Below are 21,160 nucleotides of genomic sequence, written 5' to 3'. Positions count from 1 at the left end.
GCCGCCCGGGCTATTGCAGCTTTTGTCCGTCCTGACAGCACGAGCCTTCGCCCTTGATTGGCGCCCCGCCATCGCAGCCCGAACAGCCGCAGCCGCAACCGCCGCTCTTCTTAAAGAAAAATCGCCGGATCACATATCCGGCCGCCACGGCGATGATCAAAAAGACAATAAGTTTGTCCATGAAGGCCTCTCTTTGAAAATGAAATTCAACTTCGAATTAAAGAATAAGCCCTTTCCAAATTCGCGCAACATGTTTTATCGTCTTAAAAAACAACACCCTCGAACCCGCGCTGCCACCGTTCCCAACGGCACGCGCCAAGGACGCGCCCCATGGACAAACACCTGCTTGTGGCCGTCAGCGACGAATTTCATACCTCGCAAAGCCTGCGCTTCGTACACAATTTTTTCACCAACCGCGAAGAGCTCAAGCTGACGCTGTTCTACGTCGTCCCGCGCCGCCCGGACTGGCGGCTCGACCCCATCAACCTCGAGGCCAATCCCGAGGCCATCATCCATATCGAGGAAGACAAGCAGGTCCACGGCGTGCCGGCCATGGAAAAGGCCAAGGAATGGCTCCACTCCATGGGGTTCTCGAAGGACCAGGTGTTCGTCAAATTTTCCCACGGAAAACTCGGCACGGTCAAAGAGATCGTCAAGGAATCCGAGGAAGGGCTCTACGACGCGGCCGTGCTCGGCCGGCGGGGGCTGTCATGGTTCGAGGAAATGGTCAGCGACAGCGTGTCGCACCGCATCCTCTGGGAAGAACTCACGTTCCCCATCTGGATCTGCCGCAATCCGCAAAAGGACCGCCGAAACGTGCTGCTGTGCGTGGACGGCTCCGAGGAATCCATGCGCGTGGCCGACCATGCCGGCTTCATGCTCAAAAACGAACCCGGCCACGACATCACGCTGCTGCACGTGTGCTCCGACGACCGCTGCGTCAACGCGGAGGAAATCTTCGGCCGGGCCCTGGCCGAGGTCAAAGCCAACGACATCGCCGACGACCGGATCAGCATCAAAGTCCTGACCTCGTCCAACCCGGCGCGCACCATCCTGCACGAAGCCGATTCCAATAAATACGCCGCCGTGGCCATCGGCCGCACCAGCCATAAGCCCTCGACCCTCAAACACATCTTCGCCACGACCAGCCTCAAGATCCTGCGCGGCATCGAAGGCGCGTCCTTGTGGCTGTGTAAGTAGGAAGAGGGGAGAGGAACCGGGGGAGGGGACCTTTTTTTGCAAAAAAAGGTCCCCTCCCCCGGACCCCCACCCTCCAAAAAAACTCTTAAAAGTTAAGCACCTTCCCACCACTTTGCTTTTTCATGCGGCGCTTCGCCGCCGGGCCGATTGCGGCGACAAGTATTCGAACTCCCGCCACCCCGCAAAAGCCCCACCCGGCAAAGCGTGAAGGGGGGTCCGGGGGGCATCAAGCCCCCCGGCGGGTCCAGGGCAGCGCCCTGGCGGGGTGCGGGGCGGAGCCCCGCCTCCCGGCCGCCGCCTAGATCGGCCGGACCGCGACCTCGAGCCCGCCGGCGTAGCCTTCCAGGTCGGCGGGGATGACGATGAGGCCGTCGGCGAGAAGCAGGGTCTTGAGCAGCCCGGATTTGCCGAGCACGGGGTGGGCCAGGGGCAGTTCGCCGGGGCGCGGTTCCAGGCGCACCCGGACGTGGTCTTCGCGGCCTTGTTTGGAGGCGATGTTGCGCGAGAGGATGGCCGGAAAGGTTCGCACCGGCCGGTCGAAGGCGGCGACGTCGCCGGCCAGGTGGGCCAGAAGCGGCGCGCCGAAGACGGCCATGACGACCTGGGCCGAGGTGACCTGGCCGGGCAGTCCGATGACGGGGCGGCCGGCGCGGCTGGCCAGGATGGTCGGCTTGCCCGGGCTTATGGCCACGCCGTGGGCCAGGATGTCCGCGCCGAGGCCGCGCAGGGCGTCGAGGGTGAAATCGCGCGCGCCGACGGAGCTGCCACCGGAGAGCAGGGTCAGGTCGTGGGAGGCGGTGGCGTCGGCCAGGGCGGCGGTGATGCCGGGCAGGTCGTCGGGCACCAGGGGAAAGGCGTGGGGTTCGGCTCCGGCGGCCTCGACCATAGCCGAAAGGGTATGGGTGTTGACGTCGCGGATCTGGCCCGGCCGGGGCGTGGCCGAAGCCGGCACCAGTTCGTCGCCGGTGGAGAGCACGGCCACGGAGGGACGCCGGCCCACGGCCACCACGGTCTGGCCCAGGGCGGCCAGCATGCCGATTTCCTGGGGCCGCAGCCGCGTGCCGGCGGCCAGGATGCGCTGCCCCAGGGCCGCGTCCTCGCCGGCGAAGAGCATGTTTTCCCCGGGCGGCACGGGCCGGCGGATTTCGATGGCCCCGGCCCCGAGGTCCTCGGTGTATTCCACCATGACCACGGCGTCGGCTCCCTGGGGCAGAAACGCGCCGGTGACGATGCGGGCGCAGCGGCCGGGCGGCAGCGGCTGGTCGGGGATGATGCCGATGGGGATGTCCATGGCCAGGTCGAGGTAGGCGGGGCTGTTCTCCGTGGCCCCGAACACCTCGGCCGCGCGCACGGCGTAGCCGTCCATGGCGGCGCGTCCGGCGGCGGGGAGATCCTCGCCGGCAAGGACGTCCCCGGCCAGGAACCGTCCCCGGGCCGCGTCGAGGGGCACGTTTTCGGCGGGCAGGGGGGGAAAGGTCCGCAGCAGCTTTGTAAATTCGGCCGTGGACACGGCCCGGAAAAATCCCTCGCGCATGGGGCTTGGATCCTTTTAACCCGTCTTCCAGAGCAGGCTTTTGCCCACGCTCGCCGCGCCGAAAAGGCCGGTGTTGGCGTTGCGCACCAGGCGCACCCCGATGCGGCGCAAAAGGCCGCCAAAGGGAGGGGAGTCGTAGAACTCCCGGGCAAAGGCCGGATGGCTGACGAGCAGGGGGTTTTTGGCGGCCACGCCGCCGGAAATGTAGATCCCTCCGGCGGCCACCACCGTCAGGGCGTAATCGCGGACGGCCCGGCCGTAGAAGCGGGCGAAAAGCTCGGTGGTGCGGCTTTCCGGGGTCAGGCTCGCGCCCACCTCGGCCGGGGTCAGGCGCTCCCCGGTGAGGAACTCGTGCAGGGCGGTCAGGCCCGAGCCGGACAGCACGGAATCGCCGCGCACGTAGTTCTCCCCGGTCCGCCGGCACACAAAGGCGGCAAAGGCCTGTTCCGCCTCGCCGAAAAAGGGCACCGAGGCGTGGCCGGCTTCCGAGGCCAGGGCCAGCCGGCTTCCGTCATCCATGGGCACGAGCACGGCGTGGCCGAATCCCGTGCCGGCCCCGATGACGGCCTGCACCCGGGAAGCGTCCATCGTCCCGGGCAGCACCGCCTCGGCCTCGTCGACCAGAAGGGCGCAGCCGTGGGCCTGGGCCAGAAAATCGTTGATGCACACGGCGCTGGAAAGCCCGTACGCGCTTTCCAGGCTGTCCAGATCGAGGTCCCAGTCGATGTTGGCGAAGCTGATGCGCCGCCCGACCACCGCGCCTGGAATAGCGAACACGGCCGCGTCGGCGGCCCGGGGCGCGAGGTCGAATCCCGCCTGGGGCAGGCTTTCGAGCAGTTCGAGAAAGGAGGAGGCGGCGTTGGTCGAGGCCCAGACCGACGCCCCGAGCGCGAGTTCGCCGGAGGCCGAAAGCGTGAAATGCCCAAACCGGCTATGCGTTCCGCCGATGTCCGCGGCCAGGATGTGTTTGGGGAACGCCGCGCCCTGCGTCGTCATGGCTCCTCCTTGAAAGAAGGGGGTTTTTCCGGCACGGTGCCGTCGCGCCGTCGGTAGTTTGCCGGGGCGCGCCCGGAAACGCAAGCATGCCCCAGACTCCCGCTTCCATCGCCCTGGCCGCCGCCGCATTGGGACTCTCGGCCGGCCTTTCGCCCGGACCGCTGCTCTCCCTGGTCCTGTCCCAGACCCTGGCCCACGGCCCGGCCGAAGGCATCAAGGTGGGGCTGGCCCCGCTTATAACCGACGCCCCGATCATCATCGCCGCCTGGCTGGCGATTTCCGCCGCCCACGGCGCGCCCACGGTGCTCGGCCTGCTGTCCGTGGCCGGAGCCTGCCTGCTGGTGCGCTACGGCATCGAATGCCTGCACGCCCCGCCCCCGGACGCCGGGAAGCCGGGAGCGGCCCCGAGGTCGCTTTGGCGCGGGGTGGCCGCCAATTTCACCAATCCCCACCCCTATCTTTTCTGGACCACGGTGGGAGTGCCCATGCTCATCGACGCGGCGGGCTCGGGCACGGCCGCCGTGGTTACGTTCTTAGGCGTTTTCTACGCGGCCATCGTCGGGGCCAAGATCATGGCCGCCGTGCTGGCCGGACGCTTCCGCCGGTTTCTGGGGAGCCGCGCCTACCGGCTGCTTATGGCCGTCCTTGGGCTGTCGCTTTTCTACTTCGCCTTCGTCTTCGCCCGGGACGGGCTTTCCCTGCTCGGCAAGCCCTGATCCGCCATTGTCCTTTGCCGCGTTCCTCCGTATTGTGCTAAATGTCCGTGCACAGCGCGATCAAACCGCCAGGAAGGTGATGCCATGGCCGCCCCGTTTCGCTTAGGGCTCATCCAGATGGCCCCGGAAAAAACCGTGGCCGATTCCCTCGAAAAGGCCGCCGCCCGCGTGGCCGAGGCGGGCAGGGCCGGCGCCAATGTGGTCTGCCTGCCGGAACTCTTCGCCACGCCCTATTTCTGCCGCAACCAGGACCACGCCGCCTTCGACCTGGCCGAGCCCATCCCCGGCCCCACCACCCGGGCCATGGCCGACGCCGCCAAAAAGGCCGGCGTGGTGGTCGTGGCGCCGCTGTTCGAACGCCGGGGACCGGGCTGCCACCAGAACTCCCTGGCCGTGCTCGGTCCGGAGGGCGAGCATATCGGCGTCTACCGCAAGATGCACATCCCCCACGACCCGGGTTTCGAGGAAAAATTCTACTTCGCGCCCGGCGACCTGGGCTTCAAGGCCTTCGACACCCCGTTCGGCCGGGTGGGCACGCTCATCTGCTGGGACCAGTGGTTTCCCGAGGCCGCCCGGGCCACGGCGCTTAGGGGCGCGCTGGTCCTTTGCTACCCCACGGCCATCGGCTGGCACCCTTCGGAGAAGGCCGAATACGGCGAAGGCCAGCGCGACGCCTGGATCACCGTGCAGCGCGGCCACGCCATCGCCAACGGCATCTACGTCGCGGCCGTAAACCGCGTCGGCATCGAAGGCGGCGGGGCGGGCTACGGCGAGACCCTGGAATTTTGGGGCTCGTCCTTCGTGGCCGACCCGTCCGGCCGGATCGTGGCCCAGGCCGGCGTGGCCGAGGAAGAAATCATCACCGCCGTCATCGACCCCCAGGTCGTCGAAACCCAGCGCCGCCACTGGCCTTTTCTGCGCGACCGCCGCATCGACGCCTACGGCGATTTGTGCCGGTTGTACGGGGAGTAAGCCAAGGAGAACTCCATGAAACGCAATATTTACCTCCGTACCATTCCCATCGAGGAGGCCCTGGCCCGGGTCAAGGCCGTTCTCGACCGCAAGGCGCTCCTCGGCGTCGAGCGCATCGGCGCCGACCGGGCGGCCGGGCGCATCACGGCCGAGCCGGTCATCGCCCGCTATTCCTCGCCGACCTTCCACAGTGCCGCCATGGACGGCATCGCCGTGCGCGCCGCCGACACCTTCATGGCCCGGGAAGGCTCGCCCGTGCGCCTGACGCCGGAAAAGGGCTTCGTCTTCGTCAATACCGGCCATCCGCTGCCGAGCGCCTTCGACGCCGTGGTCATGATCGAAAACGTGGTCATGGACGGCGAGGCCGCCACCATCGAGGCCCCGGTCGCGCCGTTCGCCCATGTGCGCCGCATCGGCGAGGACATCGTGGCCACGGAGATGGTGCTGCCCCGGCACCGGCGCATCTCGCCCTACGACGTGGGCGCGCTCCTGTCCTGCGGGGCGTTCGAGATTTCGGTCTACGAGCGCGTGCGCATGCGCGTGATCCCCACCGGCGACGAGGTCATGGACTTCACGGCCCGGCCCACGCCCGGCCCCGGGCAGGTGGTGGAGAGCAACTCCATGCTGCTTGCCGCCCTGGCCGACGAATGGGGCATGAACTGCCTGCGCGTGCCCCCGGTGCCGGACGATCCCGAGGCCCTGGCCAGGGCCCTGGAGGAGGGGCTCGATTCCGACGCCCACATCGTGGTCATGGTGGCCGGCTCCTCGGCCGGCAGCAAGGATTTCACCAAGTCGACCATCGCCAAATTCGGCGAGGTGCTGGTCCACGGCGTGGCCGCCATGCCGGGCAAGCCGTCGCTTCTGGGCGTGGCCCGGGGCAAGCTCATCGTCGGCGCGCCGGGCTATCCGGTCAGTTCCGTGGTCTGCTTCGAGCGCCTGCTCTATCCCCTGGCCTGCTGGCTGACCCGGTCCGAGCCCAGGACCCGGCAGACCATCGCCGCGACGCTGGCCCGCAGCGTGCCTTCGCGCATCGGCATGACCGATTTCCTGCGCCTGTCCGTGGGGCAGGTGGGATCGAGCTACGTTGCCCTGCCCCTTTCGCGCGGCGCGGGGAGCATTTCCTCCATGACCAAGGCCCAGGCCGTGACCCAGCTGCCGCCCGAGGCCGAAGGGCTGGAATCCGGGACCGTGGTCGCGGCCGAGCTGCTGGTGGACGCCGGCGAACTGGCCCGCACCCTGGTCTGCGTGGGCAGCCACGACAACACCCTTGACATCCTGGCCGACATGCTCATGCGCCGCGATCCGTCCATGCGGCTGGTCTCCAGCCACGTGGGCAGCATGGGCGGGCTTATCGCGCTCAAAAACGGCTCGGCCATGCTGGCCGGCTCCCACCTGTTCGATCCGGACACCCGGGACTTCAACTTCCCGTTTCTGGCCAAGTACCTGCCCGGCCTGGACGTGCTCGTGGTCAACCTGGCCATCCGGGAGCAGGGGCTCATCGTCGCCCCGGGCAACCCCAAGGGCATCGTCGGCGTGGCCGATCTGGCCCGCGACGGCGTGCGCTACATCAACCGCCAGCGCGGGGCCGGCACGCGCATTCTCTTCGACCACCACCTGGCCCTGGCCGGACTGGCTCCCGACCGCATCCTCGGCTACGAGCGCGAGGAACACACCCACATGGCCGTGGCCGTCAACGTGAAGACCGGCGCGGCGGACTGCGGCCTGGGCGTGTACGCGGCGGCCAAGGCGCTGGGGCTCGATTTCGTGCCCCTGGCCCGGGAACGCTACGACCTTGTCATTCCCGAGGCCCTGCGCGACGACCCCAAGATCGAAGCCGTCATCTCCGTCATCGCCGGCGAGGCCTTCAAGGAACAGGTGCGGGCGCTCGGCGGCTACGGCACGGACTGGTCCGGCCGGGTCATGCACCCGGGCATGGGCCTGCCGGGAGAGGAGTAAGAGGCGAAAGAACCGGGGGAGGGAACCCCTTTTTGCAAAAAGGGGTTCCCTCCCCCGGGCCCCCACCCTCCCGAAAAACTCTCAAGGATGAACTTGGAATACGGCAGTCAATGACGAGGGATGCATGGACTGGAAACTGCTTTTCACGACCTTTGCCACCATTTTCGTGGCCGAACTCGGGGACAAGACGCAGCTGGCCTGCGTGCTGACCGCGGCCGATTCCCGCAGGCCCTGGATCGTCTTCGCCGGCTCTTCGCTGGCCCTGGTGGCCACCAGCTTCCTCGGGGTCATCTTCGCGGAATTCATCTGCAACTTCGTCTCGCCGGAGATCATCAAGAAAGTCGCCGCCGTGGCCTTCGTGGTCATGGGCGCGCTGATCTATTTCGATAAACTGTAAGGGGAAAGCGGCATGGCACAGGAAACGGTCGTCTGCGACCTGCGCGAGAAGTGCTGAGGGCTGGGACTGGAGATAGGTTGGTATCTCCGCCTCTCCCGGGCCGACGTGCTGGAATTTCTGGTCGCGACAAGCGCCCGCCCCGTTCTTGAGGACCAGCTGGCCACCGTGTCCGGCTGGCGTCTCGACGTTGCGGAAGCCGACGGCTTTCTGCGCGCGGTCTATACGCGCCACCCGCCCCGGTTCGCGGCCGGATAGGCCGGCAGGCTCCGCCGCCTGGACATTTTCCCGGAAATGATGTGTAGATTTCCGATGGGAAAAGTCCGGCACGGCCCCTGGCAATGGTTCCTGAACCGTTCCATTGCCACAATCCTGACCGGCATTGTCCTGCTCGCCGCGCTGCCGGCCATGGGCGTCATCGTGGCCTCGAGCTTCGAGGCGCGCCATCAGGCCGAACTCCGGGCCTGGGACGACATCCGCAACCTGACCCGCAGTCTGATCGCCCTCCAGCGGGGCGTGCTGCGCCAGGCCCGGGGCGTGCTCGTGGCCCTCGACCATACCGAGGAGGTCCGAGGCCGGCGACTCGCCGCCTGCAACCGGCTTTTTACCAACCTGCTGCGCGACCATCCCGAACTCTCCAACGTCTTTCTCACCGACGCGTCCGGCACGGTCGTCGCCTCAGGCCTGCCCGCCTTTCTCGGCGTGAACCTCGCCGACCGGAAGTATTTCCAGGAAGCCATGACCACCCGTGGGCTGGGCGTCAGCAAGTTCATTTACGGCCGGGCCACGAAAAAGCCGATCCTGGTCTTCGCCCTGCCGCGCATGGACGCCGACGGGCGGCTTCTGGGCGTCATCGGCATGTCCTACTATCTCGAAGGCTACGACAAGTTCTTAAAGCGCATCGAGCTGCCGGAAAACTCCCGGATCACCTTACTCGACCCGGACGGACTGCGCATGGTGGCCTATCCCCCGACAGAGCTCTTTCCCATGGGCGGGCGGCTCGTTCCCCGGCTCTGGGCGCAACTCGCCGCGGAAACCGCCGACGAGGGGACCTTCATCGCGCCGCGCTACACCGGCGGAGACGGCCTGTTCAGCTTCACCCGGCTGCGGCTCGCACCCGGCGAGCCGCCGTACATGACCATCCTCGTTTCCGCGGCCTGCTACGACGTGTTCGCCGACGCCGACAAGCAGCTGCGCCGCGGCCTGCTCTCGGCCCTTATCGCCACCCTGCTCGCCCTCGTCATCGCCCGGGTGGCCGGCCGGGCGGCCCTTGGCCGGGGCATCGCCAGCCTGGTCGACGCGGCCGAACGCCTGGCCGGCGGGGATCTGCTCGCCCGGGACAAGGCGGCGGAAACCGGCAGCCTCGAGGTCCGCCGCCTCGGCGCGAGCTTCAACGCCATGGCCGAGACCATCGAACTCCGCGAACGCGAACTGATGGAGACGGCGGCGGCGCTCGGGCGCATGCGCGCCATGCTTTCCAACATTCTCGAGTCCATGCCCTCGGCCATCATCGGCATCGACCCCGCCGGCCGTGTCACCCACATCAACGGCAACGCCCGGGAGCTTTTCGGCCTGGACGCCGAGGACGCCCTGGGACGCGAGGTGGGCGCATCCCTGCCGCAGCTCTCCGGCTACATGCCCAACGTGGAAACGGCCCTGCGCGAACGCCGCTCCCAGGTCGTGGAAAAGCAGCTCCTGCCGCAGCACGGCGCCCCCCACCTCATGAACATGCTGTTTTACCCCCTTGTGGCCAACGGCGCCGAGGGCGTGGTCATCCGCCTCGACGACGTCACCGAGAGCGAGCGCATCCGCGAAGCCGTGGAAAAGGCCCTGGTGGACAAGAGCATCCTGCTCAAGGAGATCCACCACCGGGTGAAAAACAATCTCCAGATCATCCTGAGCTTCATCAGCCTGCAAGCCGACGAGGCGGCCGACCCGGCCGAGCGCGAACGCCTCCTTCTTCTGGGCGCGCGCATCCGGTCCATGGCCCTGGTCCACCAGCAACTCTACAACCGCGGCGACGCGGCCACGGTCGACATGGGCGAATACGTCCGAAGCCTGGCCCAGGGCGTGCTGTCCGTGTTCAAGGAGCATACGGCCGGGGTGCGCCTTGTCTGCGACGCGCGGCCCTTTCCCTTGTCCCTCAACGCCGCCGTGCCCTGCGGGCTGCTTTTGACCGAGCTTATCACCAACGCCTGCAAGCACGCCTTTTTCCCCGGGGAAAGCGGCGAGCTCCGCGTGGGCTGCCGCCTGGAAAACGGCCAGGCCCGCTTCTGGGTGGAGGATACGGGGAGGGGCGTGCCGGAGGGATTCGACCACACCGCGCTGGCGACCATGGGCATGACCCTGGTCAGGGAGCTGGCCCGCCAGCTGGAGGGCGAAGTGCGCATCGCCCAAAGCCCGGAAGGCGGGGCGCGCTTCGAGATCGCGTTCCCGGCCTGAAGCCGACGCCCGCAACATGCCTCGGGCATCGCCTGGAGATCCCTTTTGAACTTTTTTGACGGGGGTCCGGTGGAAACTTTTTACAAAAAGTTTCCACCGGCCGGCCCCTTAGCGCGTGCGGGCCTGGTAGCGGTTGATGTGCTTTTCCAGCCAGCGCGACAGTTCCGTCAGGCAAAAGCAGATCACGAAGTAGAGCAGGGCGATGGTGATGAAGATTTCCGTCGGCGCGGTCAGGGTGCGGTTGTTGACCTGGGTGGCCGCCTTGGTCAGCTCGTTGACGCCGATGATAAAGGCCAGGGACGTGTCCTTGGTCAGCGACACGAACTGGTTCACGAACGACGGGATCATGTTGAAAAGCGCCTGGGGCAGGATGACGTGGGTCATGGCCTGGAAATGGGACAGCCCCGTGCCGCGCGCCGCCTCCATCTGGCCCTTGGGCAGGGCCTGCACCCCGGCCCGCACGATCTCCGCGATGTAGGCGCTGGTGAAAACGATCAGCGCGATCAGCGCGCTTTGGGCCTCGGGCAGGGTATGGCCGAACAGCACCGGGGCCAGGAAATAAAACCAGAAGACGACCATCAGCAGCGGAATGCCCCGGATGATCTCGATGTAGATCAAGGCCGGCCAGCGCAAAAGCGGCTTCTTGGAAATGCGCAACAGCCCGCAGCCGAGCCCCAGCCAGAAGGCGCCGAAAATGCCGCCCACGGCCAGAAGCACGGTCATGGCCAGGCCGCCGAGCGGCCCCCGGGGATAGCCGCCGATAAGGAAATAGTCGAAGTTGTTGTAGATGACGTTCCAATGCATGCCCCGGCCCTCCCCTTAGTGCGAGCGCACGCGCAACACGCGCCGGCTGTAAAGGGTGACGCCCGCCGAAACGACAAGCGAAATGCACAGGTACATGCAGGTGGTCACGGTGAAGGCCTCGAACCCGTGGAAGGTGTGGGCCTCGATCTGCCGGGCCATGTAGGTCAGGTCCATGACGCCGATGGTCATGACCAGGGACGAGTTCTTGATGAGGTTCAGGAACTGGGAAATCAGCGGCGGAATGATGACCCGGAAGGCCTGGGGCAAAATGACGTAGACCATGGCCTGGGTAAACGACAGGCCGCAGGCCCGGGACGCCTCGAGCTGGTTTTTGGGGATGGAGAAGACGCCGGAACGGATCTCCTCGGCGATAAAGGCGCTGGTGTAGACGGTCAGGGCGATGACGCCGCAGGCGAATTCGAAGTCCTGCTTGTAGAGCCAGTCGTTCACGAACTGCGGCAGCACGTTGTACGAGCCGAAATACCAGAAAAATATCTGTACCAGGAGCGGGGTGTTGCGGAAAAATTCGGTGTAGGTGGCGCTGGCCCAGACGAGCGGGCGCACCTTGGACAGGCGCATGACGGCGACAAGCGTCCCCAGGACCAGGGACAGCACGATGGAAACGGCGGAAATCTTGAGCGTGGTGACAAGGCCCGTGACCAGCCACTGCCCGTATTCGCCGGTGACGACCTGGGTAAAATCGAAATGGTACGCCAAAGTCCCTCTCCAAAGCGGCGTGCGCCGACGCCGTCATCGACCGGACCCGGCCGCCGGGGAATGCGCCCCAGCCCGCCGGGTCCGGACAAATCGTTCCCTCTTCGCCGCGAAGCCTACGGCCAGAGTTCCATCTTCCAGGTCAGGGGCAGATAGTCCTTTTTGCCCTTGCCGAACCACTTGTCGTAGATCTTCTGGTATTCGCCGGTCTCCCACATGTTCATGAGCGCCAGGTTGACGTAGTCGCGGAAGTCGGAATCGTTTTCGGGCAGTCCGAAGCCGTAAGGTTCGGGAGAGATATAGTCGCCAACGATCTCCCATTTTTCGGGATGGTCGTCGCTGTTCCTGATGCCGACCAGGATGGACTCGTCCGTGGTCATGGCCTGGACCTTGCCCTGCTTGAGGGCCAGGAAGGCCTCGGGGTAGGTCTCGAAGGAAATGACGGTGCAGCCGGGCTGGGCCTTTTTCACGTTCTGCTCGGAGGTGGAGCCCTTGACCGAAGCCACCTTCTTGCCGTTCAGGTCGGCCACGGATTGGACGCCGCCGCCCTTTTTGACCAGCAGCTTCTGGCCGGTCATGAAATAGGTGATGGAGAAGTCGATCTGGTCCTCACGCTCTTTCTTGTGGGTCATGGTGGCGGCCACGATGTCCACGGCGCCCTGGCCGAGCATGGGGATGCGGGTGGAGGAGGTCACGGGCTTGAGTTCCAGCTTCACGCCCAGGCGCTTGGCCAGGGCCTGCATGAGGTCGATTTCGAAGCCCACGATCTGGTTGGTCTTCTCGTCGACGTAGCCGAAGGGGGGCTGGGAATCCTTGACGCCGGCGACGAGCGCGCCCCGGGCTTTGATGTCGTCGAGCTTGCCGGCTGTGGCGGCCGCGGCCGCGAGCAGGGTCAGCAGGCAGGCCAGGGTCGAAATCCAGGCGATCTTGCGCATGAAAGCCTCCTTGTGAAGGTTTTTGAGGTTGCGTGCCGTTTGTCCGCGCCGGTCGCGCTACAAAATCTCTTTGAGGAAAAGCTGCGTGCGTTCGTGCCGGGGATTGGAGAAGAATTCCCCGGGAGGCGCGCCCTCGATGATTTCGCCATGGTCCATGAACACCACCCGGTCGGCCACCTCCCGGGCAAAGCCCATCTCGTGGGTGACGCACAACATGGTCATGCCGTCGCGGGCCAGATCCTTCATGACGTTTAAGACTTCGTTGATCATCTCCGGGTCCAGGGCCGAAGTGGGCTCGTCGAAGAGCATGGCCTTGGGCTTCATGGCCAGGGCCCGGGCGATGGCCACGCGCTGTTGCTGGCCGCCGGAGAGTTCGGCCGGGAATTTCTTGGCCTGGGCGTGGATGCCCACCCGCTCGAGCAGGGCCAGGGCCAGTTCCTCGGCTTCCTTGCGGGGCATCTTTTTCACCTTGGTCGGGGCCAGGGTGATGTTTTTGAGGACGGAGAGGTGGGGGTAGAGGTTGAATTGCTGGAAGACGATGCCGATGTCGCAGCGCAGCCGGTTGACGTCGATGTCGTCGCCGTGGATGTCGTGGCCTTCGAAAAGGATATGCCCCTTCTGGTACTCTTCCAGGCGGTTGACGCAACGGATTAGCGTGGATTTTCCCGACCCGGAAGGGCCGCAGATGACCAGCACCTCCCCGGCCTCGACGCTGTCCGTGATGCCCTTGAGCACATGGAACTCGCCATACCATTTGTTGACGTTGTGGAATTCGATCATGGGCATGGCGCTAAGACTCCTCCTCGGGCGCAAAAGAAACAACGGCCGTCTCGCGGCAGCCGGAAATAGCGGACTTCACGACGGTCCAGAATGCCTTAGAGTGCTTGAGAGTACCCTTTTTGTCAATTGCGCCCCCTTAGAACGAAGGCCTCGCCGAGCCGGAGACGGGCTTGCGCCGGCCGCGACTGTCCCGTAGGCTTCCAGTCGGAGAGACCCATGCGGCTTCGTTGGAAATTTTTCCTCATCCTGCTGGCCTTCAGCCTCATTCCCCTGGTGGTGGTCACGGGGATCACGCGCCGCCATGTGGTGCAGCTCGGCCGGGCCATTGCCGGAGAGGGCCGCACGCTCATCGCCGCCATCGTCAAAAACGAGCTGCGCCAGACGGCCGAGGATTACGCCCTGGTGCTGCGACGTTCCAAAAGCGCCATGGATTTCAGCCTGAGCGTGCTGGCGGCGGCGGCCGAACGGACGCTTGCCGAGCCGCCCGGACGCGCCGCCGCCACCGAGGTCTACCGGGCCACGGACGTGGCCGCGGACAAAAATGCCCCCCCGGACCTCGGCCAGGGCGAAAGCTACGCCAAACGGCTGGCCGGCGGCGGCCAGGAACGCCTGGCCATCAGCAGCGAAAGCCCGGTCGTCTACCGTCCGCCCGGGACCAAGGGGAAAAACGGCGAGGACGCCCGGCTGGCCAGCCTCGGCCCCACCTTCGCCCTGCTGCGCGCCGAACTCGGCGACCTGCTCCTTTTCGCCTCGGTCACCCTGGCCGACGGCAGCCACGTGTCCTTTCCCGGCCATGCCGGCTATCCGGCCGACTATGATCCGCGCGAACGCCCCTGGTTCAAGGCGGCCAAGGCGGCGTTCACCCCCCATGCCCCGACGGGCGGGGCCGTGATCTGGAACGATCCGGCCGTGGACGCCGCCACCGGCCAGGTGACGCTGACCCTGTCCAAGGCCCTGGCCGGCCCGGACGGCCGCTTCGCCGGGGTGGCCAGCCTGGACGTGCCGCTGGCCCAGGTGCTCCAGGAACAGGAAATCGCCTCCCAGTGGTCCGAGGCCATGCGCACCTTCGTGGTGGCTCCGGCCACGGACCCGCGCTCCGGGGCCTCGGCGCTCTACGTCTGGGCCCAGCGCTCCTACGAACAGCACGCCCCGGACTGGAAGTCCGTGATCAATTTCGAGCGGCTGACCTCCAACGACACGGCCGGATTCGAGGCGTTTCTAGCCACCATGGCACGGACGAAATCCGGTGCGGCCGACCTGCCCTACAAGGGCGAGGAGGCCTTCTGGGCCTTCGCCCGGCTGACCACCGGGACCTATTTCCTGTGCATCGTGCCCAAGTCCATGCTGTCCACCCTGGCCGAGCGGGCCGGACAGGACATCCTCGACGCCACGGCCGCCATCGTGCGCCTGTCCGGCGCGGCCATGGTCGTCGTGCTGGCGGCCGTGACCCTGGCCGCCATCGCCATGACCCGTTTGTTCCTGCGGCCTTTGCTCGCCATGCTCGACGGTTGGAAACGGCTGGCGGCCGGCGATTTTTCGGCCCGCCTCGACCTGCGGGTCGGGGACGAGCGCCAGGAGCTCATCGACGCCTTCAACGAGGCCGGGCCGATGATGGCCGACCATCTGCGGCTGCAACGCTCCCTGGATCTGGCCCAGGAGGTGCAGCAAAACCTGCTGCCGGCCGCGCCGCCGGCGGTGCCGGGCCTGGACATCGCCGGCACGGCCATCGCCTGCGACGAAACCGGAGGCGATTACTTCGATTACCGGGCCGTGGCCCGGGGAAAGGAAATCTGCCTGGACACGGCCGTCGGCGACGTGACCGGCCATGGCGTGCCCTCGGCGCTGCTCATGGCCACGGCCCGGGCACTGCTCCTGGCCACCGAAGACAGCGAGACCCCGGCCGAACGCGTGCGCCGGGCCAACCGGCTGCTGTGCCGCGATGTGGGCGACTCGGGACGGTTCATGACGCTCCTGGCCATGGAGATCCGGCCCGAAGCCGGCGAGGCGCGATACGTGCGGGCCGGCCACGACCCGGCCTTGCTCTACGATCCGGAAACGGACGCCTTCGAGGAATGGCCGGGCAAGGGAGTGCCGCTGGGCATTGACCCGGCCTACCCTTACGCGGAATGCGCGATGCCCTTTGCCCGGCCGGGCCTCGTGCTGGCCATCGGCACGGACGGCATATGGGAATCGCGCGGCCCGTCCGGGGAAATGTACGGCAAGGCGCGCTTCCATGCTTCGATCCGGCGCGCCGCCGCGGGCAGCGCCGCCGATATCCTGGCCGCCGTGCTGGCCGACCTGACCGCCTTCCGGGGCGATTGCCGCCAGGAAGACGACGTGACCCTGGTCGTGGTTAAGAAGATTTAAGAAGGAAGAAGATGCGAGAGGGGGACCCTTTTTGGAAAAAGGGTCCCCCTCTCGCGCTCTCCCCTCCTAAAAACTTTTCACGGTTACAGATGCGGTAACGATGATACATTGTAACTGTTAAAGTCTTTGGAAAGGGGGTCCGGGGGGAAACTTTTCTCCAGAAAAGTTTCCCCCCGGTTCTTTATTCTTCCCTTAACTATCCGCGTCGTGCGCTTCGCTTTCCAGCAGCGTCACCTCGATATTCCGGAGTTTCCCGATCTTCTTGGCCGCGGCCAGGTTGGGCACGGCCACGTCGATGGTGCGCCGGAAGCGCTGGTGCATGGTGTCCTCGATAATAAACGTGCCGAGCCCCTTGATGCGCACCTTATCACCATAGTCCCAGCCCGCATGCAACAGGTCGCGGGAGACGGCCACGATGCCCGGCCGGATGCGGGTGCCGATGGCCGTGCCGGACTTGGTGCCGGGGCCGTTGTTTTCACGAGGGGAGGGCGTGTAGACGGTGATGGTGGCCAGAATTTTTTTCCCGGGCCGGGAGCTTTTGGGGAGCATATTTTTATGCGTGGCGGCATGGGCTGTCACAGTCAGAAAAATAGCCGCAATGGCAATAAAAGCAACTCTCATATTGCATGTACCTCCATGCAGTATTCAAGCAATGACACATAGCGGTAATAGGCAGAGTCAAAGCTGTTGGCGGATCGATCCCTGGTGCGGCAGCCATGGATCGACGTGTTGACGACGATGCGAGGAATACTCTCTGAGATGAAGCGCGCCGCGAGGATGATACGGAGGATTCTCGGTCCGTTTTGAAGCGTCGCTACCTAGTGGAGCGGCAGGCGCTTGTCAAGCCGAAACCGGCCGGTTCCGGCGGGAGGTTTGAAAATTTTTATATATTTATTTCAATATATTATAAAATTCATACGGAAAAACTTCTTTCGAGACGACTGAAGGTCCAACCGTGGTCGCGCAACGTAGCCCCTTGTTTTTGCAAGTTGAAAATGGCCCCGGCCGGACAGGCTTGCGCCGGGCGTCCCGCACGGCTACCATGCGCCGCGACCCGGGCGCGCTTATGGCCGCGGCGGGTCAAGGAGTGCACCAATGCCTGTCACCCGCGCCGCGCCAAAGCTCATGGTCGAGGATGTTGCCCGTTCCGTGGCCTTTTACCGGGACGTCCTGGGCTTCGAATTCGTTTGCGGCGTCACCGAGGACACCCGGCAGGTCGTCGACCGACCCCCCGCCTCCGGCCGGCTCGCCCTGGCCGAGGTCAAAAGCGGTCAAGCCCGCCTGATCTTCCAGTCCCGGGCCTCCCTGACCACCGAACTGCCCCGTTTGGGCGAGGCCAAAATCGGCGGCTCGGTGGTGATCGTGCTCACCTGCGACGACCTCGACGCCTTCTACGATCGCGTCAGCGAACGCACGCCCTTCATAAAGGCCCCCCACGTCACGTTTTACGGCGCGCGCGAATGCAGCCTCCAAGACGTCAACGGCTACGTCCTCACCTTTTCCGGCGACGCCGACCAGGACCATTAACCATCCGGAGCCCACGGCATGACCGATTCCGCATCCCTTTTCGAAAAAGCCCAGAAACTCATTCCCGGCGGCGTCAACAGCCCTGTGCGGGCCTGCCGCAGCGTCGGCTGTGATCCGCTTTTCATCGCCTCGGCCTCGGGGTCGAAGATGACCACCGTCGAAGGCCGGGAACTGATCGACTACGTCATGTCCTGGGGCCCGATGCTTCTCGGCCACCGCCACCCCGACGTGACCGCCGCCATCCACGCCGCCGCCGACAAGGGGGCCAGCTACGGCGCGCCCTGCCCGGACGAGGTCGGGCTGGCCCAGGCCGTGGTCGACGCCGTGCCCGGCATCGAGATGGTGCGCATGGTCAACTCCGGCACCGAGGCCACCATGAGCGCCGTGCGCCTCGCCCGGGGCGTTACCGGCCGGTCCAAGATCGTGAAGTTCGAGGGCTGCTACCACGGCCACTCCGACGCCTTCCTGGCCGCCGCCGGCTCGGGGCTCGCCACCTTCTGCATCCCCGGAACCCCCGGCGTTCCGGCCGACACCGTGCGCCACACCCTGCTTGCGCCCTACAACGACCTGGAAGCCGTCAAGGCCCTTTTTGCGGCCAACGACGACATCGCCTGCGTCATCGTCGAGCCCGTGGCCGGCAACATGGGCCTCGTGCCCCCGGCTCCCGGCTTCCTGGAGGGGCTTCGCGAGGTGACGGCCCCAAACGGCGCGCTGCTCATTTTCGACGAGGTCATATGCGGCTTCCGCATCGCCTACGGCGGCGCGCAAAGCGTCTTCGGCATCGACCCGGACCTCACCTGCCTCGGCAAGATCATCGGCGGCGGGCTGCCCGTCGGGGCCTATGGCGGCAAGCGCCACATCATGGAGCGCATCGCCCCCTGCGGCGAGGTCTATCAGGCCGGCACGCTGTCCGGAAATCCGCTGGCCATGGCCGCCGGCCTGGCCACCCTCAAGACGCTCAAAAACGCCGACTACGACGGGCTTGCGCAACGCACCAAGGCCCTGGCCGAAGAACTGGCCGCCATCCTGCGCGACAAGGGCGCGCCGGTATGGCTCAACCAGGCGGGATCGCTTTTCACGCTCTTTTTCCGCGAAGGCCCGGTCACCAACTTCGAAGACGCCAAAAAGGGCGATACGGCGCGCTATGCCAGCTACTACAAGCAGATGCGCGAAGCCGGCATCTTCCTCGCCCCCTCGGCCTTCGAATGCGCCTTTACGTCCTTCGCCCATACCGAGGACGACTTCGCCCGCACCCTCGACGCCGCGCGTGGCGTGAAGTTTTAATGCCTCCGGCGGCCAGGGGGAAACTTTTTGAAAAAAGTTTCCCCCTGGACCCCCTTCAAAAACTTTCAAAAGGACGCCAGTGATCCTGCCGTGGAAGCGTAAACAGGCCGCGCCTCCGGCCATTCCCGGCACTCCCATGCCGCCGGCCGCCCGTTTCGCCGCTTTTCAGCCCGACGCCCTGGAAATCATGGTTGCGCCCACTCCGGTGCGCTACCGCCTGACCCTCTATCTGCTGCTCGCCTTCATCCTCTGTGCCTTGCTGTTCGCCTGCCTGGCCAAAGTGAACCGCATCGTGGCCGCGCCGGGAAAGCTCGTTTCCTCCAGGCGCAACGTCACCGTGGCCGCCCTGGAAACCGCCGTCATCCGCCAGATCTACGTCTCGGCCGGACAGTCCGTGGCCAAGGGCGACCCGCTGGTGGCCCTGGACCCCACCCTGGCCCAGGCCGGGCTGGTGGAGCGCGAAAAGGATTGGCAAAGCCTCGCCGCCAAGGTCTGGCGGCTGACCTGCGAAACCGGCGGGAGCTGCAAACCGCCGGCCGGCCTGACCGAAGCCGATCTGGCCCTGGAACGCGGCCTGCTTTTGGCCAGACGCCAGGAACACGCCGCCAAGGCCGAATCCCTGGCCCGACAGGTCCGGGAACTTTCGGCCAAGCTGGCCACCAACGCCGCCGAAGCCGCCAAGAACAAAAAGCAAATCGCCCTGGCCCGCGACCTGGAGAAGATGTACGCCGACATCTACAAGCAGGGCGCAAGCTCCAAGGTCGAATACATGAAGGCCCAAAGCAGCCGCATCGACGCCGAGGGCCAGTTGACCAAACTGACCAGCGAAGCCGCCGAGCTGCGCGAATCCCTGGCCCGGGCAGAAGCCCAGGCCCGCGATTTCGAAAGCAACTGGCAGGCCGAGGCGGCCAAGGATCTGGCCGAGGCCAGCCGCTCCCTGGCCGCCGCCGACCAGGAAAAACGCAAGGCCGAGCACTTGCGCGACCAAGTCATCCTGCGCGCCCCGGAAGACGGCCTCGTCCTGGACGTCGCCGCCAAAGCGGCCGGGGCCGTGGCCGGCCAGGGCGAAACGCTCCTCACCATCGTCCCGCGCGGCGACGACCTCGTGGCCGAAGCCGAAGTGGCCGCCCAGGATATCGGCCGCGTGCGCATCGGCGACCAGGTGCGGCTCAAATTCGAGGCCTTCCCCTTCCAGCGCCACGGCACCGCCACGGGCGTGGTGCGCACCATAAGCCCCGACGCCTTCGAAAAGCAGACCCAGGAAGGTCAACGCCTCGTCTACCGCGTGCGCGCCGCCATCACCCAAGCGGCGCTCACCAACGTGCCCCCGGATTTCCACCTCTTCCCCGGCATGGCCGTCACCGCCGAGATCAAGGTCGGCCGACGCCGCGTCATCACCTACCTGCTTTATCCGCTGATCCGCTCGTTCGACGAGAGCCTGCGCGAACCCTAAGACTACGGAGCGATGACAAAATGAGCGACGAACTGTTCGTGGACGGCATTTCCGGCATCGGCTTCGGTAAAGGAGCCGTGCGCATCGACTTCTTCGCCCTTTCCGCCGACAGCCTGGACGGCAAGGGGAAACCGGCCAAGGAACGCAAACAACGCCTCGTCATGACCACCGAAGGCTTCATCGAATCCTTCGCCATGCTCGCCGGCGTCATGGAAAAGCTCAAGACCGCCGGACTGGTCGCGAAGCGCCCGGCAGCCGATGGCGGAAAAACTCAAAAGCCGCCTCAGGAAAACGATCCCGGCAGCCCCAGCCCGAATTTTTGACAATCCGGGCCGCAGCGCCTACCACCGCCTCCCCCTAACCGCATGCACGAGGAGGTACTCAAGTGTCCGCGACAACGGATATTTTGGAACGCAGCCGCGCCATGCGCGACCGTGCCCTGGAAATCGTCGACGCCCTCGGCCTCATGCGCTCCTGGAGCCGCTTCGGCCGCCCTGTCCTGGTCGGCGCGGTGGCCCATGACCTGGCCCTCGACCCGGACATCGACCTCGAAGTCTACTGCGAAACCCTGCGCCAGCAAGACGGCTTCGCCGTCCTGGCCACGGCCGCCGAGCATCCGGGCGTGCGCGAAACCCTGTTCCAAAACCACATGTACGGCCCGGACAAGGCCCTCTATTGGCAGATCCGCTTCCAGGACGCCGACGACACCACCTGGAAAATCGACATGTGGAGCGCCCCCGACGACTACGCCCTGCCGCGCGGCGAACACCTTGTCGGCCCGCTGCGCCAGGCCATGACCCCGCAACTGCGCCGGACCATCCTGGAACTCAAAGCCTGGCGCGCCACAACGCCGGATGTCGACTTCCTGTCCATCGACCTCTACCGGGCCGTCGTCACAGGCGGCGTACGCGACCCCGAAAGCATGCGCGAATGGCTTGCCCACAACGAAACCGGCGTGCTGTCCGACTGGCGTCCGTAAGGCAGGGGCTCCGCCCCTGCACCCCGCCAGGGCGCTGCCCTGGACCCGGCAGGAGAGGCTCTGCCTCTCCTGCACCTCTCCGCCGGGGGACTTGATGTCCCCCGGAC

The 21,160-nt window shown here is 66.0% G+C and carries 21 protein-coding genes; 13 read left to right on the top strand and 8 right to left on the bottom strand.

From position 1 onward, the window contains the following. Positions 1-10: 10 nt before the first annotated feature. Complete coding sequence (locus tag DESFRDRAFT_RS21205; RefSeq protein WP_005992806.1) at positions 11-181, bottom strand: FeoB-associated Cys-rich membrane protein; 171 nt, start codon at positions 179-181, stop codon at positions 11-13. A 149-nt stretch (positions 182-330) separates the two neighbouring features. On the opposite strand from DESFRDRAFT_RS21205, the gene DESFRDRAFT_RS07910 reads away from it, so the two are divergent. Further along, positions 331-1,200 carry a universal stress protein gene (locus tag DESFRDRAFT_RS07910; RefSeq protein ID WP_005992805.1) on the top strand — a complete coding sequence of 290 codons (870 nt, stop codon included), beginning with the start codon at positions 331-333 and terminating at the stop codon, positions 1,198-1,200. Positions 1,201-1,498: 298 nt separating this feature from the next. On the opposite strand, the gene DESFRDRAFT_RS07905 is transcribed toward DESFRDRAFT_RS07910, so the two are convergent. Continuing rightward, positions 1,499-2,734 (bottom strand): molybdopterin molybdotransferase MoeA, encoded by a 1,236-nt coding sequence (locus DESFRDRAFT_RS07905; protein WP_005992804.1) that lies wholly within the window; start codon positions 2,732-2,734, stop codon positions 1,499-1,501. A 15-nt stretch (positions 2,735-2,749) separates the two neighbouring features. Continuing rightward, a complete protein-coding gene (locus DESFRDRAFT_RS07900) occupies positions 2,750-3,730 on the bottom strand; it encodes a glucokinase (protein ID WP_005992803.1) in 981 nt (326 codons plus the stop codon). Positions 3,731-3,816: 86 nt separating this feature from the next. Between DESFRDRAFT_RS07900 and DESFRDRAFT_RS07895 the strand changes: the two genes are divergently transcribed. The 6 genes from DESFRDRAFT_RS07895 (at position 3,817) to DESFRDRAFT_RS07870 (ending at position 10,210) form a co-directional block, all read left to right on the top strand. Further along, the gene (locus DESFRDRAFT_RS07895; RefSeq protein ID WP_005992802.1) at positions 3,817-4,446 is read left to right on the top strand and encodes a LysE family translocator; all 630 of its coding nucleotides are present in this window, start codon (positions 3,817-3,819) and stop codon (positions 4,444-4,446) included. 84 nt (positions 4,447-4,530) lie between these two features. Next, the gene (locus DESFRDRAFT_RS07890) at positions 4,531-5,418 is read left to right on the top strand and encodes a carbon-nitrogen hydrolase (RefSeq protein WP_005992801.1); all 888 of its coding nucleotides are present in this window, start codon (positions 4,531-4,533) and stop codon (positions 5,416-5,418) included. A gap of 15 nt (positions 5,419-5,433) precedes the next feature. Beyond that, positions 5,434-7,374, top strand: a complete 1,941-nt coding sequence (locus tag DESFRDRAFT_RS07885; RefSeq protein WP_005992800.1) for a molybdopterin biosynthesis protein — start codon at positions 5,434-5,436, stop codon at positions 7,372-7,374. 124 nt (positions 7,375-7,498) lie between these two features. Beyond that, the gene (locus tag DESFRDRAFT_RS07880; protein ID WP_005992799.1) at positions 7,499-7,771 is read left to right on the top strand and encodes a TMEM165/GDT1 family protein; all 273 of its coding nucleotides are present in this window, start codon (positions 7,499-7,501) and stop codon (positions 7,769-7,771) included. A 105-nt stretch (positions 7,772-7,876) separates the two neighbouring features. Beyond that, complete coding sequence (locus DESFRDRAFT_RS07875; protein WP_233489582.1) at positions 7,877-8,026, top strand: hypothetical protein; 150 nt, start codon at positions 7,877-7,879, stop codon at positions 8,024-8,026. Positions 8,027-8,080: 54 nt separating this feature from the next. Further along, positions 8,081-10,210 (top strand): histidine kinase dimerization/phosphoacceptor domain -containing protein, encoded by a 2,130-nt coding sequence (locus DESFRDRAFT_RS07870; RefSeq protein WP_043794176.1) that lies wholly within the window; start codon positions 8,081-8,083, stop codon positions 10,208-10,210. A 108-nt stretch (positions 10,211-10,318) separates the two neighbouring features. On the opposite strand, the gene DESFRDRAFT_RS07865 is transcribed toward DESFRDRAFT_RS07870, so the two are convergent. The 4 genes from DESFRDRAFT_RS07865 to DESFRDRAFT_RS07850 form a co-directional block, all read right to left on the bottom strand. After that, the gene (locus DESFRDRAFT_RS07865; RefSeq protein ID WP_005992797.1) at positions 10,319-11,014 is read right to left on the bottom strand and encodes an amino acid ABC transporter permease; all 696 of its coding nucleotides are present in this window, start codon (positions 11,012-11,014) and stop codon (positions 10,319-10,321) included. A gap of 15 nt (positions 11,015-11,029) precedes the next feature. Then, the gene (locus tag DESFRDRAFT_RS07860; protein ID WP_005992794.1) at positions 11,030-11,731 is read right to left on the bottom strand and encodes an amino acid ABC transporter permease; all 702 of its coding nucleotides are present in this window, start codon (positions 11,729-11,731) and stop codon (positions 11,030-11,032) included. 113 nt (positions 11,732-11,844) lie between these two features. Further along, on the bottom strand, positions 11,845-12,663 hold the full coding sequence (locus DESFRDRAFT_RS07855; RefSeq protein ID WP_005992793.1) for an ABC transporter substrate-binding protein: 819 nt from the start codon (positions 12,661-12,663) through the stop codon (positions 11,845-11,847). A gap of 57 nt (positions 12,664-12,720) precedes the next feature. Then, entirely contained in the window at positions 12,721-13,449 is a 729-nt protein-coding gene (locus DESFRDRAFT_RS07850) for an amino acid ABC transporter ATP-binding protein (protein ID WP_005992792.1), read from the bottom strand. Between the two features lie 210 nt (positions 13,450-13,659). Here DESFRDRAFT_RS07850 and DESFRDRAFT_RS07845 point away from each other — a divergent pair, with 210 nt between their 5' ends. Further along, positions 13,660-15,810: a SpoIIE family protein phosphatase gene (locus tag DESFRDRAFT_RS07845; RefSeq protein ID WP_005992791.1), complete on the top strand. Its 2,151-nt coding sequence runs from the start codon at positions 13,660-13,662 to the stop codon at positions 15,808-15,810. Between the two features lie 192 nt (positions 15,811-16,002). On the opposite strand, the gene DESFRDRAFT_RS07840 is transcribed toward DESFRDRAFT_RS07845, so the two are convergent. Next, entirely contained in the window at positions 16,003-16,431 is a 429-nt protein-coding gene (locus tag DESFRDRAFT_RS07840; RefSeq protein ID WP_005992790.1) for a 3D domain-containing protein, read from the bottom strand. 474 nt (positions 16,432-16,905) lie between these two features. Here DESFRDRAFT_RS07840 and DESFRDRAFT_RS07835 point away from each other — a divergent pair, with 474 nt between their 5' ends. From DESFRDRAFT_RS07835 to DESFRDRAFT_RS07815, 5 genes are all read left to right on the top strand, one after another. After that, positions 16,906-17,337 carry a VOC family protein gene (locus DESFRDRAFT_RS07835; protein ID WP_005992789.1) on the top strand — a complete coding sequence of 144 codons (432 nt, stop codon included), beginning with the start codon at positions 16,906-16,908 and terminating at the stop codon, positions 17,335-17,337. Between the two features lie 18 nt (positions 17,338-17,355). After that, entirely contained in the window at positions 17,356-18,621 is a 1,266-nt protein-coding gene (gene hemL, locus DESFRDRAFT_RS07830) for a glutamate-1-semialdehyde 2,1-aminomutase (RefSeq protein WP_005992788.1), read from the top strand. A 79-nt stretch (positions 18,622-18,700) separates the two neighbouring features. After that, on the top strand, positions 18,701-20,074 hold the full coding sequence (locus DESFRDRAFT_RS07825; protein ID WP_005992787.1) for an HlyD family type I secretion periplasmic adaptor subunit: 1,374 nt from the start codon (positions 18,701-18,703) through the stop codon (positions 20,072-20,074). A 20-nt stretch (positions 20,075-20,094) separates the two neighbouring features. Beyond that, positions 20,095-20,397 (top strand): hypothetical protein, encoded by a 303-nt coding sequence (locus DESFRDRAFT_RS07820; protein WP_005992786.1) that lies wholly within the window; start codon positions 20,095-20,097, stop codon positions 20,395-20,397. 62 nt (positions 20,398-20,459) lie between these two features. Next, positions 20,460-21,053 carry a hypothetical protein gene (locus DESFRDRAFT_RS07815; RefSeq protein WP_005992784.1) on the top strand — a complete coding sequence of 198 codons (594 nt, stop codon included), beginning with the start codon at positions 20,460-20,462 and terminating at the stop codon, positions 21,051-21,053. The last annotated feature ends 107 nt before the right edge of the window (positions 21,054-21,160 follow it).

The sequence above is a fragment of the Solidesulfovibrio fructosivorans JJ] genome, from assembly GCF_000179555.1.
Classification (GTDB): Bacteria; Desulfobacterota; Desulfovibrionia; order Desulfovibrionales; family Desulfovibrionaceae; genus Solidesulfovibrio; species Solidesulfovibrio fructosivorans.
This window is presented reverse-complemented; position numbering and strand designations above follow the sequence as displayed.